This window comes from Bacillus sp. 2175 (assembly GCF_057812155.1).
In genome coordinates, this window is the sequence record NZ_CM173819.1 from 443,220 (window position 1) to 459,208 (window position 15,989).

14 protein-coding genes are annotated in these 15,989 nt (G+C 34.2%); 10 read left to right on the plus strand and 4 right to left on the minus strand.

The features are described from left to right. Window positions 1–19: 19 nt before the first annotated feature. Genes ACXKY9_RS02560 through ACXKY9_RS02585 form a run of 6 tightly spaced genes read left to right on the plus strand, consistent with a single transcriptional unit; the run spans window position 20 to window position 7,619 of the window. On the plus strand, window positions 20–1,489 hold the full coding sequence (locus tag ACXKY9_RS02560; RefSeq protein WP_015382160.1) for a distal tail protein Dit: 1,470 nt from the start codon (window positions 20–22) through the stop codon (window positions 1,487–1,489). Next, window positions 1,486–5,880 carry a phage tail spike protein gene (locus tag ACXKY9_RS02565; RefSeq protein WP_015382161.1) on the plus strand — a complete coding sequence of 1,465 codons (4,395 nt, stop codon included), beginning with the start codon at window positions 1,486–1,488 and terminating at the stop codon, window positions 5,878–5,880. Before ACXKY9_RS02560 ends, ACXKY9_RS02565 begins: the two co-directional genes overlap by 4 nt. Window positions 5,881–5,896: 16 nt before the next feature. Further along, window positions 5,897–6,274, plus strand: a complete 378-nt coding sequence (locus tag ACXKY9_RS02570; protein ID WP_000354142.1) for a hypothetical protein — start codon at window positions 5,897–5,899, stop codon at window positions 6,272–6,274. A gap of 36 nt (window positions 6,275–6,310) precedes the next feature. Continuing rightward, a complete protein-coding gene (locus ACXKY9_RS02575) occupies window positions 6,311–6,592 on the plus strand; it encodes a hypothetical protein (RefSeq protein WP_000215408.1) in 282 nt (93 codons plus the stop codon). Between the two features lie 2 nt (window positions 6,593–6,594). Further along, window positions 6,595–6,801: a hypothetical protein gene (locus ACXKY9_RS02580; RefSeq protein ID WP_000159646.1), complete on the plus strand. Its 207-nt coding sequence runs from the start codon at window positions 6,595–6,597 to the stop codon at window positions 6,799–6,801. Beyond that, the gene (locus tag ACXKY9_RS02585; RefSeq protein WP_000542507.1) at window positions 6,801–7,619 is read left to right on the plus strand and encodes a GH25 family lysozyme; all 819 of its coding nucleotides are present in this window, start codon (window positions 6,801–6,803) and stop codon (window positions 7,617–7,619) included. The genes ACXKY9_RS02580 and ACXKY9_RS02585 overlap by 1 nt, the downstream gene beginning before the upstream one ends. A 44-nt stretch (window positions 7,620–7,663) precedes the next feature. On the opposite strand, the gene ACXKY9_RS02590 is transcribed toward ACXKY9_RS02585, so the two are convergent. Beyond that, window positions 7,664–7,972: a YolD-like family protein gene (locus tag ACXKY9_RS02590; protein ID WP_002133890.1), complete on the minus strand. Its 309-nt coding sequence runs from the start codon at window positions 7,970–7,972 to the stop codon at window positions 7,664–7,666. 296 nt (window positions 7,973–8,268) lie between these two features. Here ACXKY9_RS02590 and ACXKY9_RS02595 point away from each other — a divergent pair, with 296 nt between their 5' ends. From ACXKY9_RS02595 to ACXKY9_RS02605, 3 genes are all read left to right on the plus strand, one after another. Further along, the gene (locus ACXKY9_RS02595; RefSeq protein WP_000794364.1) at window positions 8,269–9,057 is read left to right on the plus strand and encodes a sulfotransferase family 2 domain-containing protein; all 789 of its coding nucleotides are present in this window, start codon (window positions 8,269–8,271) and stop codon (window positions 9,055–9,057) included. An 88-nt stretch (window positions 9,058–9,145) separates the two neighbouring features. Next, window positions 9,146–9,919, plus strand: a complete 774-nt coding sequence (locus tag ACXKY9_RS02600) for a sulfite exporter TauE/SafE family protein (RefSeq protein WP_000027993.1) — start codon at window positions 9,146–9,148, stop codon at window positions 9,917–9,919. Between the two features lie 40 nt (window positions 9,920–9,959). Further along, the gene (locus ACXKY9_RS02605; protein ID WP_000349585.1) at window positions 9,960–10,751 is read left to right on the plus strand and encodes a sulfotransferase family 2 domain-containing protein; all 792 of its coding nucleotides are present in this window, start codon (window positions 9,960–9,962) and stop codon (window positions 10,749–10,751) included. A gap of 68 nt (window positions 10,752–10,819) precedes the next feature. Here the strand turns inward: ACXKY9_RS02605 and ACXKY9_RS02610 are convergent, their stop codons facing one another. Genes ACXKY9_RS02610 through ACXKY9_RS02620 form a run of 3 tightly spaced genes read right to left on the minus strand, consistent with a single transcriptional unit; the run spans window position 10,820 to window position 14,320 of the window. Further along, window positions 10,820–11,224: a DUF6262 family protein gene (locus ACXKY9_RS02610; protein ID WP_000247457.1), complete on the minus strand. Its 405-nt coding sequence runs from the start codon at window positions 11,222–11,224 to the stop codon at window positions 10,820–10,822. Then, window positions 11,217–13,226 carry a tyrosine-type recombinase/integrase gene (locus ACXKY9_RS02615; RefSeq protein ID WP_001028065.1) on the minus strand — a complete coding sequence of 670 codons (2,010 nt, stop codon included), beginning with the start codon at window positions 13,224–13,226 and terminating at the stop codon, window positions 11,217–11,219. The genes ACXKY9_RS02610 and ACXKY9_RS02615 overlap by 8 nt, the downstream gene beginning before the upstream one ends. Next, a complete protein-coding gene (locus ACXKY9_RS02620) occupies window positions 13,223–14,320 on the minus strand; it encodes a phage lytic cycle repressor MrpR family protein (RefSeq protein ID WP_176887141.1) in 1,098 nt (365 codons plus the stop codon). The genes ACXKY9_RS02615 and ACXKY9_RS02620 overlap by 4 nt, the downstream gene beginning before the upstream one ends. Before the next feature lie 659 nt (window positions 14,321–14,979). On the opposite strand from ACXKY9_RS02620, the gene ACXKY9_RS02625 reads away from it, so the two are divergent. Then, window positions 14,980–15,969: a tRNA dihydrouridine synthase gene (locus ACXKY9_RS02625; protein ID WP_000566707.1), complete on the plus strand. Its 990-nt coding sequence runs from the start codon at window positions 14,980–14,982 to the stop codon at window positions 15,967–15,969. Window positions 15,970–15,989: the final 20 nt, after the last annotated feature.

The following is a 15,989-nucleotide window of genomic DNA, read 5'->3' on the forward strand; positions in this document are numbered from 1 at the left end:
GTATAAAAGGAGAGAGACGATGAGTTCCTTTGAATTTAATGGAGAACGAAAAAGTTATATCTATATTGAAAGAGGCTGGAATCCTCCAACATGGGCGCCTTTAAGGAGGAATTTTCTGAAAACCCCCGGATATCCGGGCGCAAGGTTATTAAGTACAGATACCGAAACCCGTCCTCTTTCTGTACCTGTGGGGATTATCGTTCCAAATGGGACGAATTTAGAAACGTTAAAAGAAGAAATAGCGGAGTGGCTTATTACTGAAAATCCAGCAGAACTGATTTTTGATGTAATGCCTGATAGAACATATATGGCAGTTATAGATGAAGATTTTGATATTGATAAATTTGTAGATATCGGACAAGGCACTTTGAAATTTATTTGTCCAATGCCGTATAAGTTAGGAAATGAGCAAACGGTTGATTTTGAAAATGATGGTCGAGGGTTAATTGCCAATGTTAAAAACAAAGGCTCTGTGCATTCAAATCCGATTATTGAAATTGATATTAAAAAACCAAACACTTTTTTAGATGTATGGTTTGAAGATAAATATTCAAAAGAACCAGATTATTTCCGTATTGGAGTGCCATTAAAAATGGAACAATTGCCTGTAGAAAGAAATCAGCGTCTTATATGGGATGATATGTCCACTACTGTAGGGTGGAGTAAGGTTAGTTCTATGGAAGATGGTAATCCAGTTGGTGAAATGAAAACAGATAGTTACCAATTCTATTGTTCGGACTATGGTTCGAGTAATGGATGGCATGGCGCATCTGTTAAAAAGAGTATTCCTGGTGGGCCAGTACAAGATTTTATTATGCAAGCCCACGTTACATGTAAAAGTAAAAAGATCAATGAAATGGGACGAGTTGAGATAGCGATACTCGATGAAAACAGCAAAGTTCTTTCAAAAATTGCCATGAATGATCTCTATTGGCAAGCTGAACAAAATTTTGGAACGATGGTAATTGGATATGATAATAAGCCTGGAAAAATAGGTTTGATTTATGAGAGTGGTGATTATCCGAATACATGGAATCAGTATTATGGTAGGTTGTGGATCGCTAGAACCGGTAATGATTGGGAGGCTTATATTTCAAAATTTCTTCCTGGAACAGAAAAAGATGATTCAGAACGCTTTGCAAGATGGACCGATAAAGACAATAAACATATGGAAAAAGCAGCTCAAATACAGATTAGTATCATGCAGTGGCAAGATGTTCCGCCAGTAGAAGCGATGTCAGTTTCTGATTTGAAATTTTGGAAAGTGAATTTAAATAATCAAAATACACCGCCTTATATATTCGATGTTGGTGACAAAGTCGTGATTGATACAGAAAGCAGTCATGTCAGTATTGAGGGGAAAAACGCTATTAACATAAAAGATATTTTTAGTAATTTTCCTGTTATCAATAAAGGTATTAATACACTTGAAATCATACCTTCCGATATAGGAACAGCAAAGGTGAAATATAGGGAGCGATTTAGATGAGAACACCAAGTGGGATACTTCATGTTGTTGATTTCAAAACAGATCAGATTATATCAGTCATTCAATCAAAAGACTATTGGGATGATAAACGCCATTGGGAAATCAAAAACAACATTGATACGTTAGAATTTAAAACTTTTGATGGAACTTCACATGCAGTTGCATTACAACAACAGAACTTAGTATTAAAGGAAGTGCGTGATGGTCGTATTGTTCCGTATGTTATCAATAATGAAGTAGAAAAAGAATCTAATGATAGAACGATTACTGTACATGCTTCTGGCGCTTGGGTTCAAATAGCCAAGGATGGGTTCATTAAACCACAACGCATAGAGAGCGAAACAGTTAATACGTTTATAGATATTGCTCTTGCGGATTCAAAGTGGAAACGTGGAAAAACCGATTATTCTTCATTCCATACAATGACTATTGATGAATTTATAGATCCGCTCGCTTTTTTAAAGAAAATCGCTACTTTATTTGAGTTAGAAATCCAATATCGTGTCGAAGTAGTAGGTTCTCAAATCACTGGCTGGTATGTAGATATGATAAGGAAACGTGGCCAAGAAACTGGAAAAGAAGTAGTGCTAGGAAAAGATTTAGTTGGTGTTAGACGTATTGAGCACTCAAGAGATATTTGCACAGCACTTGTCGGTTTTGTACGAGATGAAGGTGATAAACTTATCACAATTGAGAGTATCAATAACGGACTTCCTTACATTGTTGATAATGATGCGTTCCAACGGTGGAATGAACATGGAAAGCATAAATTTGGTTTCTATACTCCGGAAACAGAAGAAAACATCACACCAGAACGTTTACTGACTCTTATGAAAACAGAGCTAGCAAAACGTGTATCTTCTGTTTCATACGAAGTAGAAGCGCAATCGATTGGACGTATTTTCGGACTAGCACATGAACTAATTAATGAGGGCGATACAATCCGAATCAAAGATACAGGATTCACACCTAAGTTATACCTTGAAGCAAGGGCAATCGTTGGTGATGAATCACATACTGATCCTTCACAAGATCAATACGTGTTTGGTGATTATCATGAAATTACTGATGCGAACGAAGAGTTAAGAAAAATGTACAATAGGATTCGCGCTACTTTAGGAAATAAAGCAAATAAAGAATTGTTAGATAGATTAGAAGAACTTGTACAAGATACTGATAAAAAAGTAAATGAAGCACAGAAAGAGTCGAAAGCAGCGAAAGAGTTAGCAGAGAAAGTTCAAGAAAACTTGAAGAATAATACAGTAGAAATCATCGAGGCTGTGAATCCACCAACAACGAATCTTAAAATTGGTAAGACGATATGGCGAGATATTAGTAACGGTAAACCTGGTGTTCTAAAAGTGTGGAACGGTAAAGGTTGGGAGCTTCTTATTCCTGATGTGGAATCAATTAAAAAAGATACACTAGAGCAGGTTAATAAGGATATTCAACTTACAAAAGAAGAATTAAATAAGAAAGTGGAAGAAGCGCAAAATGAAACTGCTGGTCAATTCAAGGAAGTAACAGAAAACCTTCAAGAAGTTTCTTTAACTATTAAAAATGTACAAAACTCTCAAGGTGAAATTGACAAAACTGTCTCTGAAATGAAACAAACCAACGAAGGTTTTACTAAATCTATTGACTCGTTAACGAAAAAAAACGGTGAGATCACTGAGAAATTAAATACAGTAGTAGAGACTTCCGATGGCACAATAAAGAAAATCTCTGAGGTACAGAAAACAACAAATGATCTAAAGAAAACAACTACTGAAATAGAAGAAAAAGCTGGGGAAATCATCGAAAAGTTAACTAGTGTAGAAAAGAAAGTTGATAATACGGAAATTGGTATCCGAAATCTATTACTAGAAACAGCTACTAAATCCCATTCAGTGAAGACTGGAGAAAATAAGCCTCATACCTATTTTGGTGTAGCTAAGGATGCGGTTACTTTAATTCAGGGCAAGAATATTGCTATGAGTTTTTTATTTACAGGTAAGGTTACTGCATGGGGTACAACGAATAAATGGGTTGGTTTCGAAGTGAAAATTACTTTTACAGACAATACATTTGCTTATCCTAGCTGCCGTGTAGAAAACCGTCTAACACTAGGTAAACAGTATAAACAGGAAAGATTTACAGCGAGTGCTGTAGTAATGGATAAGCCTATTAAAGAGATTTTAGTTTACGCTTTAGGACGTGATTTCACAGGAGACGTGTTAATTGAAAAGCCTAAATTAGAAGTTGGCACAGTACCTACCGCATGGACACCGGCACCAGAAGACCAAGTAACGAATGAGGAATTCAACAAGAAAACAACCGAGATTGAGAAAAGTGTGGATGGAATCAAAGAAAGTATCAAAACGGTAGAAAAAACACAAGTTGATTTTAGCGAGCGTGTTACTACTGTAGAGAAAACAGCAGATGGTATTAAAGAAAATGTTACTAGTATACAAGAAATACAAACCAAACAAGGTACGCAATTACAAGAAGCTAAAGCGGGTTGGGAAACTACTGCAAAAGCTCTGGAAGGAAAAGTAGAAATAAAAGATGTTGAGAATTATGTAGGTGGTTTAGGTACTGTAAACGAGTTGCGTGATGCTGATTTTAAGTTAGGACAGAAATATTGGTTTTGGAATAGTGGTAATGGAGCAACTGGATCTGTTGATACGAATTTAAAATACAAAGGTATGAGTACATTCGCAATTACCGTTACTGGCCAGACTCAAGATCGTTGGTGGGGACTTACAAGTCAATTCATTGAGTGTCAGGTTAACGAAGACTTTGTTGCATCAGGCTATTTCAATACTGATGGGAAAACACCTATTGATAGTGGCGGTGCATTTATTGAAATTGAATGGTGGACTGCTGACAAAAAAACTCGCATTAAAACAGCTAGAACGAATATCAAGGTTGTAAATCATACATGGATTCGTGCTGTATGTACAGATAAAGCGCCAGCCAATGCAGCGTTTGTGAGATGGCGTTATTACGTTACAAGAAATGGGCGTTTATGGTGTGCCGCACCAATGTTACAACGTGGCACTATAGCTACAGAATTTTGGTTACATCCGAAAGATCAAACGGATGCTGACAAAATGATAGAAGATATTGCTAATAGGGTAGCAACTAAAGATTACGATAAAAAAGTAACCGAATTAGAAAGAAGTATCGCTACTAATGAAGAAGGCGTTACTATCATTTCCAAAAAACAGGAAAGTTTTATTAATGAGACCTATAATGCCTATGTAAAGAAAACAGAATCGAAGTTACAGGTATTAGATGAAGGGATCTTAGCACAAATTTTAAAAGACGGTATTATTACTTCTATTAATATGTCACCTGGTAAGATTACAATCGATGCTGAGAAACTGAATATTAATGCTGATACAATGGTGAAATGGTTAACTGCAAAAGGCATTGATACGAATCTTATTAGAATTGATGGTGATAAGATAACCATTGATAAAGATGGTGTAACTGTTAAAATGCTAGACTTCCTATTCCAAGACGAATGGGGCACAAAAACAACTGCAGTATCAAGACGAAACCTAATAGCAGATCCCGACTTTTCTAGTGTTACAAAGAAAAACATTGGACATAACGATTATTATGGATTTGAAGGTGGATACGGTCTTACTTGGAAGTCCTGGGGAAATGTCGTAATAGAAAAGAATACACATATATTTGATTACGAGCAAATGGTGAATGCCGCAAGGGTAGATATGTATAACTATCCAGAAGCAATCGTGAATAACGGTATACATCCTGGTAACGAATATACAGCATCAGCTCATTTTAGAACTGCTATGATAAATGGCGTGCGTAAGACAGGAAAACCGAGAATACACGTATGCTGCGTTAAATTCCGAGACAACGTAAGTTACGACATATTGAGTGAACAAAAGATGGACTTTCCTGAGCCGTCTACATTCTACGGAGAAATCAGAAGGTATTCTTTTACTTTCAAAGTGCCAACAAACTATATTCCGCAACAACATGCATTGATTATTAAAGTTTGTTCTGCTAATGCTGACATGAGACAAGGGACAGCGATTTGTGTAAGTGGTGTAACGCTATACAGTGGCAAATATGCATCTATGTATAATTGGGATCGTGCTGCAGCAGAAAGAGCAGATGGTATTCAGCCGTTTAACGCACTTGCTGTAGGTGGTGTGAATAATAATATATCTCCAGCACCAGACGGACAAACGTTTGATATAAGTACTGAAAAAGAAGTTAAAATCTTTAGGAATATACGAGCAATGCAGGGAATTAACTTAGGTGGCGGTGGATTCCAACAGTGGGGTCATATTCGTTTTACAGACGGTAATGCTGGACCGGGTTTTTATGCGAGTACTCCAAGTGGTTGGAAATTTAACGCACTTGGATAGAAAGGAAGGATTAAACATGGATATTAACTATATGATGCCTTTTCAAGAAGGTGAAACGCTTCCTTATATGGGAAGAATAGTAGACGTAAAACGAACGGAAACAGGAGTCTTTATACAAGTACCTGCTGACATGTTAGATAATGCAGGGGTTTCCAATGATACGAGTAAAGTTGAGGTGTGGCGGGACATGTCTGACGGAACTATTGGTTTTAGGGTTTTAACGAAATGTGAGTTATGTGGTTGTGGAGCCAAATTATATGAATTGAACTTAGGAGTTGTTAAACGGAACATTTGTGCAAATGATTATTTTAAACTTACAGGTGAATATCCTCCACAAGAACCGCCAACACCAACTAATGAAAATAACACAGAAACAGAGCAGGAGCAGCAATAGCTGGTCTTTTTTTATTGCCTAAAAAGGAGGGGAATTATGACAGTTGAAATTGGATTAATTATCGCAATCGCATCAGCATTAATTGGGTATTTTTCTTATTCGCTGAACCGCTCAAAAGAAATTAAATCAGATGGTCAGCAAGGGGCAGAATTGAAAGCGAAATTAGAATACATCAGTAAAGGTGTTGACGATATTCGCATAGATCAAAAGGCAAGTGAAAAACAAATGATTTTATTTGGAGAAAGAATTACAAGAGTAGAGGAAAGTTCTAAACAAGCACATAAACGTATTGATACCTTAGAAAAGGAGATAAATTAATTATGACAAAAGAGAATATAAAAAAACGATTCCGCAACTGGAAAACATGGGTTGCGGTTTTTTCTTTGCTTGGATTTTTATTTACGAAATTTGGTGTACCAGAAGCTAAAAGCTTTTTGGATGAATTAGCACCATATTTGTTGACAGTTGGTATCGCATTGGGAATTTGGTCTGATCATGATGTAAACAGCGAAGGAGAGGATAAATAATGGGTTACACTGTAGATATTTCAAAATGGAATGGAGATATTAATTGGCCCGTGGCAAAACAATACATTGATTTTATCATCGCTCGTGTACAAGATGGTTCAAATTATGTAGATCCTCTATATAAAGGATATGTACAAGCTATGAAGCAGCATAAAATTCCTTTTGGTAACTATGCGTTTTGTCGTTTTGTTTCTGAAAATGATGCACGTATAGAAGCTCGAGACTTTTGGAACCGCGGAGACAAGAGCGCAACGGTCTGGGTTGCTGATGTAGAAGTAAAAACAATGGATGATATGAGAGCAGGAACACAAGCTTTTATCGATGAACTACGCCGATTAGGTGCTCAAAAAGTTGGTTTATATGTTGGCCATCATATGTATTTTCCATTTGGTATGGCGAATGTGAAAGCTGACTTTGTGTGGATTCCACGTTATGGAGGGAAGAAACCGGATTATCCATGCGATATATGGCAATACACTGAAACAGGTAATGTACCTGGTATTGGAAAGTGTGATTTAAATGAATTAATTGGAAGCAAATCGTTAGATTGGTTTACAAATAAATCGTATAAACAAGAAGGAGTGGAGATTATCGTGAACAAACATAATAAGGTGATTACTTATGAATTTGGTGTAAATTTAATTCCAGAAATGATTCAAATGATGGATACGCTTGGATACACTTCTAAAATTGTGTCTCGTGGAGATCGTCAAGGGCTTGTATATTTTGAAACGGATTATCGTCAAGGAAATGAATTAGATAAAGTAACTGCGTGGTTAGATGCAAAAGGCCTTAAGTATTTTTATACAAAAGAATAGTTTTACGAACAGAAATAAGAGCCGTCCTGTCGGGCGGCTCTTATTTAATTTATATTCACTAATTCATCAAACTTAAATTCTGTGTTGAGACCAAATGCATCCGTACAATATACGATTTTTAACATTGGTTCGATGTGTAGCACATTTATGTACATGTCCTGTATCATGCCATCGCGATAGTAAGAAATTGATATTTCTTCATGAGTTTGCATGGATCGAATAAGACTATGTTGAATTTGCTCTTTCATATCTTCAGAAACTATTGGTTTCGGTACTTTATTTAAGTCATTAAGTATTTCTCTAATTCCTGCAAACTGTTCCGGCATACTGGCAAATGGTTGCCACTTCACCATTTTATCAAGACTTTTTTTCGATTATTGTAGCGATATTAATGCCTCTATCGTTGTATACATATCTTCATACATAATTCTCTTTATAATAGATTTCTATATTTTAAAGTTTGTTAAGCAATTATTACATTTTGATAAACCTGGAAAATTAAGACACCTATGTAAGCTGTTTTTAATACACTGGGATTTTATATGCCAACTTAAGTACCTTTACAGTGGTGTTTAAATACAATGGTATGAGTAGTTACCATTGTATTTAAGTGTTCAATAAATATCAGAATAACGAAGGGGTTTGGCTGATGAAGAACAATATTAAAGGATTAATTGAATATGGCGAACGTATTCCACATTTTCATAAAGATTTCCCCATAATTTTATTTTGGAGTCACAGAAGTGGTTGTACTTCTCTGGCGAATTGGTTTTTCTTCCAAATTGGGTTATATGAGGAAGCAATGAAATATGCACCGTTCATTCATTACTATGAATCTGAAATATACAAAAATAAAGTTGATTACTACACAAATTTAGAAATGCAACTCTTGGAACTAAGTAAGGATACCATAAAACTTGTGCGCAACCCTTATAAAAGAGCTGTAAGCTCATTTTTAATACTTTATGACAACCCTTACGCCTCGAAACAATGGGAACAGATTAGAGAGTATTTTTATAATGATAAAAATGAATCGAAAGGAATTTCATTTAAACAATTTTTATATTATGTAAAAGAAATAGGGGCTAAATCCATTCTGTTAGATCAACATTTTTCACAACAATATATTGAGGGAGAAGAAAAGGTCATCAAACAAAATATAAAACTAGAGAATTTTAATACAATAATTCCGCAGCTGGAGAAAGAATATGGATTACTTTCTTCTGATATATCACTCCTTACAAACTCCAATCACCATAGGGCACATCAAATGATTCATAAAGGAAATTATGCAGATGATGATATTACAAATCCACACTTCCCTTCATTACCAACCTATCGAAGTTTTTATGATGAAGAAGCTCTAAACCTTGTTTCAGAAATATTTACTGACGATTTTGAAGCATATGGATATAAGAAGAATGAAATTAATTTTTAACTAATATACCTATCACCCGACTATGTATAGAGTCTCTTTAAAAACTATAACCACTATGAAAAGCCAGCGGTATGGAAGGGGAATTATAATGAGCATTTCTATTATAATGATGGGTTTCATCATAGGGGGATTGGTTGGAGTAACAGGGATAGGCGGGGCCGCATTACTGACTCCATTTCTTCTAACATTAGGCATAAGTCCTTCTGTAGCTGTTGGAACGGATCTAGTATATAATTCTATCACTAAAATGTTTGGAATATCCCAACACTGGAAACAGAAAACCATCAATTTTAAACTAGTAAAATATCTAGCTATTGGGAGTTTACCTAGTGCAATTATCGCAGTAATAATAATTCATTTCTTGCCAATTTTTCATGATAATCGAGAGGGAATTATAAAATATATATTAGGATATGTTTTAATCCTTGCGGCAATTTCTATTTTTATAAAAACATTTTTCTATAATGAATCTACACAAAGTTTTTTTCAAAAACAGACTATGGTCCAAAAAAAGAACCTAACAATTCTTATCGGTGCAATACTCGGTTTTATCGTGGGACTTACTTCCGTTGGATCAGGCTCTTTATTTGCTATTGCAATGATATATTTATATCGACTGAAACCATCCGAATTAGTAGGCACAGATATTACACATGCGTTTTTATTAGTGACGGTTGCAAGCATACTAAATATGAATTTAGGAAACGTAGATTATCTTTTATTAATTCACTTACTCATTGGTTCTATCCCAGGTGTCATACTTGGTAGTAAATTCTCCACTAAGATTCCCGTTAAACCTCTTCAAATATTTTTAGCTATCATTATTGGTGTTAGTGGACTAAAGTTAGTTATCGCTTATTAAAAATATTTCATGTTTTGCTATATAAGAATGGAGGTTCAAAATGGATCATATAGAACTATATAATTTTATATACAAGCAAGGGCGTGTCCCTCATTTTCATAAAGATTTTCCCCTCATCTTGTTTTGGAGCCAAAAAAGCGGATGTACTTCGCTAGCCCACTGGTTTTTTTATCAAATTAATTTATTTAAAGAAGCGATAAAGTACAATCCGTTCATTCACAACTATGAGTATGAAGTATATAAGAACTCTACACATTATTTAGCACAATTAGCTAATGGATTACAAACTAAAGAGAAGAAGACGTACAAACTAGTAAGAAATCCTTATAGAAGGGCAGTAAGTTCTTTTGTTGCTCTGGTTCCACCACCAAATATTGAAAATCCCGTATGGAAACCCATTCGGCAATTTCTGTATGGTGATGAAACTTGCAATAAACCCATTTCCTTTAAACTATTTTTGTATTACTTAAAAGCACACATGACAAAATTAGATCAAGTAGATCCTCACTTTACACAACAATATATACAAGGAGAAGAAGAATTTGTTACAAACTATATCCATCTAGAAAATTTTAACACAGGTATTTCGAAGCTAGAAGAGGTATATAAATTAAAAAAATCACCATTAGATCTATTATCAAAATCTTGGCATTATCAAGGGAGTAAGATGATTTACAAAGGAGTTTATGCAGACGCTGATATTACAACCCCTGTTTTTCCACGATTACCTACTTATGATAGTTTTTATGACGCAGAAACAATTCAGTTGGTTCAAGAGGTATTTTCAAAAGATTTTAATATGTATCATTATGATTTAAATTCTATTTCTTAAAATAAAAATGTTCAAATCCTGCTTTATTAAGGGTGTTATTTTACAACTGATAGGACGATATCACATATTTATAAATTTTCATAAACCTTTCCTAAATCTTTTTTCAGTTGTGTTTTTAAGTGCTCATTTTCACTTTCTAATAGCTTGTTCTTATATTTTAAAAGATTGAGCTTATTCTTTAAAGTTTCTATGATTACATCCTTGGAGGCATCCGATGTCCTTCTTTTTATATTCTTAAAATCATGTATGCCTTCTTGCTGTTGACGTAAGTCTTCAATCGTTTTTCTGATTAAGGGTTCTCTATATAAATATGCTTTTGAAACCTGTGCTTTTTCTGAAACTGAATTAAAATTAATTTTTTGTCCTTCTTTAACCATTAACTGTATTACTTCATTCACTCTATATTGTGTTTCCCTCTTTTTTTTAGAGGCATGATTCAATAACCCCGTTGTATTCGGATGTTTGTTAACCATCAATTTTTCTTTCCTCTCCTATATATTCTCGTTTATGTTTCGGCATACCGAAAATTCCAATTTCATTTTTCAATGAATCCCTAATTTCCTTATACTTATTAAGTTTTGGTTGAATCAATTCAATAGAACGAATACGACCGCTAGTTTGATACTTTATAATATCTTCTTCCATCTTTAATATCTGCGCATTATAGTAATCTAAAAATGTTGTATCTACATGAAAACTCCTACAATTATTTTTAATACAAGGGGTTTCTAACGAATAATCTAAGAATTCACAGCTAACCTTAGGACTCTTTATGCATAATCCATGATCCAAACGAATAGAGTCCATGTTATGGCGAATCCATTCTAGTTCCAAACCGTTTTCTTCTGCCTGCTCAGGGAGACTGGCTTGTATTAATTCTCCAGTTGTGTCAATACGCACTGAGTTTTGAACTTTTTCCCATTCCCTACGAAGAGTGTTATCTGAAATTTTTGCATAAGTTAATGTCATTTCAGGACTAGTATGTGCCATTAACTTTTGTACATGAAGAATATTCATACCATTATTAATTAGATTGACCCCATATCTATGTCGAAAAGCATGGTTCTTAAATAGAAATATTTCTCCATTTTTATCAAGGATTTTATATTTTTCGGCTAGTTGATTTAATGCATAGGTAACCGATTTTTGTGAAAAGGCCATCCCTCTATTTTTTCCAGTAAGAACAGGGAACAAAAATTGATTTAAGTTGTTATGCTTCTTTTCATGATTGTTAATATATTCTTGTTGTATTTTAACGATTTTCACAATTTCTTCTGAAATAGGAACAATATGTTCTTTTACATTTACTTTTCGTTGATCTCCTACCAACCACCAACCATCTTGCTTATATGCTAGACAATTTAATTGTAACTGACATACATCTGAGACTCTAAATCCTGTTGCTTCCATAATGACTATTAATCGTGCAATTTCCGAATCTAAATTATGTAGATTTTCCAACACTTGCTCCCATATAAAATCTGGCACATGTTTAACATGTTCGTGATAGTTTTTCTTTTCTCTTCGAGGAAAGTCTTCGGGAAATATTAATCTGTTAACAGGGGTTTTAGGTGCTTCTTTCCATTCAAAACCTTGCATATATTCAATTATTCTTCTGACATTTGAAAGGCACTCTATTACATGACGATTACTAGGAACACGATTTTTCGTATAACTCTTTCCTCCCATTTCACGATTTCTAACATAAAATAAAAAATCTTCAATGTCCTGTCTTTGTAGATTCTGTAAATCTATCCACTTTGGATACGTTTCTACAATGAAATCAAAAAACAAATACATTTTCTTTAAAATATTTTGGGCGGTCGCAAAGGTAATTTGTTGGTGTATAAGTAATGTTTGATTTACATATTTTTTAACTAATTCCCGAAAGGGAAATTTTATACTGGTGAAATTAAGAAATCTGTCTCTTCGAGACATATTATATGGAATCCCTAGTCTTTTTATATTCCATTTATCTTTTTGATGTTCAGGTCGTTCGTCATAATAATTAGAGAAAAAATCATATAAACTTTTACATACTCCAAGATAAGGTGAAATAAATTCTCCTCCACGATGATGGGGGTATTTTAACGGCTTATTATTTTCAGTTAGATATAATTTGTATTCATCTAATAATGTAGTGTAAGGAATATCAATTATTGATGTGACTTGAGGGAATTTCTCGGCTAAAAATTTTGAAAGAAAGTACATTTTATAAAAATGCTTCTCCATAAAGCTGGATAAAAGCCAAATTTCATTGGTTAAAGAATAAAAAGAATAGTACTTTATCTCCAGTTTAATATATTCATTACTAATTTTATTGAAATCAACAATTTTTTTTGTTTCTTTAATTTTTCCTCTTCTATCTGGCAGGGGAAACTCTTCGATTTTCCATTCATCTAAAGCCCAATACCCTTTAAGGTCGTTCATAACTTTACGTTGTATTTTATTAGAATTAATAGCTACGATATTCATTTTCTCATTCTCCTATGCTGCTGGGCTTCATCCCAGTGCTTTCTTATAGTTTCTTCTGAAGGATGAATATACATATTTAAAGTAGTTTGTACCTGGGCATGTCCTAATAATTTTTGAATGATACCAGCGTCCATGCCTAGATCATAAAGTTGTGTTGCACATGTATGTCTAAGTGTATGAGCGGTAAAGTTTATTTTCGTTTTTTTAGACAATATACGTATAACAGCTTGCAAAGCCCAATATTGCATTGGCTGCCCTTTATTTTTCCCTTTTAAATTAATAAACACATGGTTAGAATCTACATCATTAGTATGGTAATCGATAATATAATCTTGGAATAAATTCATTGTTTCATTTGATACATATACTTTTCTTTTTTCTCCAGCTTGTGTTTTAGATTCTCTAACAGTGATACTACCATCATTGATATTGAAGTCCTCTATCCATAAACTTAATAACTCAGAAGCTCTTAATCCTCCTTCATATAAAATACGAATTATTAACTCATCTCTTATGTTATCACATGCTATATGAATCAATTCCGCCTGCTTAGTAGTAATGGTTTTTATTTTTCTTTTAGGTTCCTTAAGTTTTAAAATATTAATTTTGGTTGTTGGGGTATGTGTTATATGATCTAAAAATTTACGATACTTCCGCCTTGTATTATGGACTTCTTTTGTAACTTTGGATTTTACATTAAATAAGATTTGACCACTACGCCATTGGTAGTCCAAAAATTCGATAACACAATTAGTGATTAAGTTAACGGAAGATTCAGTTCTTTTAGCGTACACTAACTTCTTTGTGTCATTTAAATAGATAGTATTTATATCATCTGTTGATTTTCTTAACCAATGAATAAATTCTGTTAATAAACTTATATCCACTTCTCTGTAATCTTTATTCTTTTCGTTTAGAAAACACCAGAATATTTTCAAATGATAACAGTATGTTTTAAGTGTATTAGGTGCTTTTCCTAAAGAATCCTTATGTTTTATAAATTTCATGATTGGGATAACTGGTTCACCCTTGTTATGTAAAACCATCCAACGTTCTTCCCCAAACGATGTAATAATACTTTGTACTTTAAACATTTTTCCACCTCCAACTGTTCAATCTATCTATACTATAAATACTATCTCTTTTATACTATTATTATAGCTTCTACAAAGAGACAAAAAAAGAGAACTACCTATCGTTGTATACGTTATCTCTACTCATATATTATACTATTGTTAAAACCATCCCTCTTCCTTTAATCTTCGGTGTACCCCAACTTTGATTTTCCATGATGATCCCTCAATTTCGTATGATATGTCATTATTTTACACGAACAAACGTTCTTTTTAAAGAGGGTGAGAGATAAAATTTTAAAAAAAAGAGCAAAGTATAAAACTCGGCTCTTTTTTGACCACTGACCACAAAGATGACCACACACTTAAAATAAATTAAATTCATTTGAAATAACAAGAGGACATTTTAATTTATTTTTTTGCAAAAGAATGCACTACAGTAATATAGGATATACCAAAAGATATGATATACTTTATACGACTCATGTGGAGTGTGTGGCTTGGCTTAAGTTAGTATAATAGGAAAGCAGTTGATATAGAAAAAATCTATACCACCTGCTTTTTGGTTTACAAAAATACCATTCATAAGCGATTTTAGTTAAAATAAATATTGCTGATTTTCACAAATTATAAATTTAGATTTTGAAATTGTATTCATAGTGAGAGGATTTGAATTTGAAATGATAGATAATTTTTGGCGTGAATTACCACGACCATTTTTCGTACTTGCACCAATGGAAGATGTGACAGACGTTGTTTTCCGTCACGTAGTAAGTGAAGCAGGTCGTCCGGACGTATTCTTCACAGAGTTTACAAACTCGGATAGTTATTGCCATCCAGAAGGTATGAAAAGTGTACGTGGCCGTTTAATTTTTACAGAAGACGAACAACCGATGGTAGCACATATTTGGGGAGACAATCCTGAATACTTCCGTCAAATGAGTATCGGTATGGCAGAACTAGGGTTTAAAGGTATCGATATTAACATGGGTTGCCCAGTACCGAACGTTGCATCAAGAGGAAAAGGGAGTGGCCTTATTCTACGTCCAGACGTTGCAGCAGAACTTATCCAAGCAGCAAAAGCGGGTGGACTGCCTGTCAGCGTAAAAACACGACTTGGCTTTAAAGAGTTAAGCGAGTGGGAAGATTGGTTAACGCACATTTTCAAACAAGATATTGCAAACCTTTCTATTCATTTACGCACAAGAGAAGAAATGAGCCAAGTAGATGCGCACTGGGAACTAATTCCGGAAATCAAAAAATTACGTGACCGCATTGCACCCAATACGTTAATAACAATCAATGGAGACATCCTTGATCGTAAAATGGGACTGGAACTTGCTGAAAAATACGGCATTGATGGCGTAATGATCGGACGAGGCATCTTCAAAAATCCATTTGCGTTTGAAAAAGAGCCAAGAGAACATAGCAGTAAAGAACATCTAGATCTTTTAAGACTACAACTTGATCTTCAAGATCAATATGCAGAAGTACTGCCACGCTCAATCACAGGACTTCACCGCTTCTTCAAAATTTATGTGAAGGGCTTCCCAGGAGCTGCGGAATTGAGAAATCAATTGATGAGTACGAAATCGACCGATGAGGTGCGTGCTTTGTTGGATAAGTTTGAGGATAGTGTTGGTGTGGCTCAGGATAGTGAGATGGTTTAACTTTTAAGCAGTTAAATCAT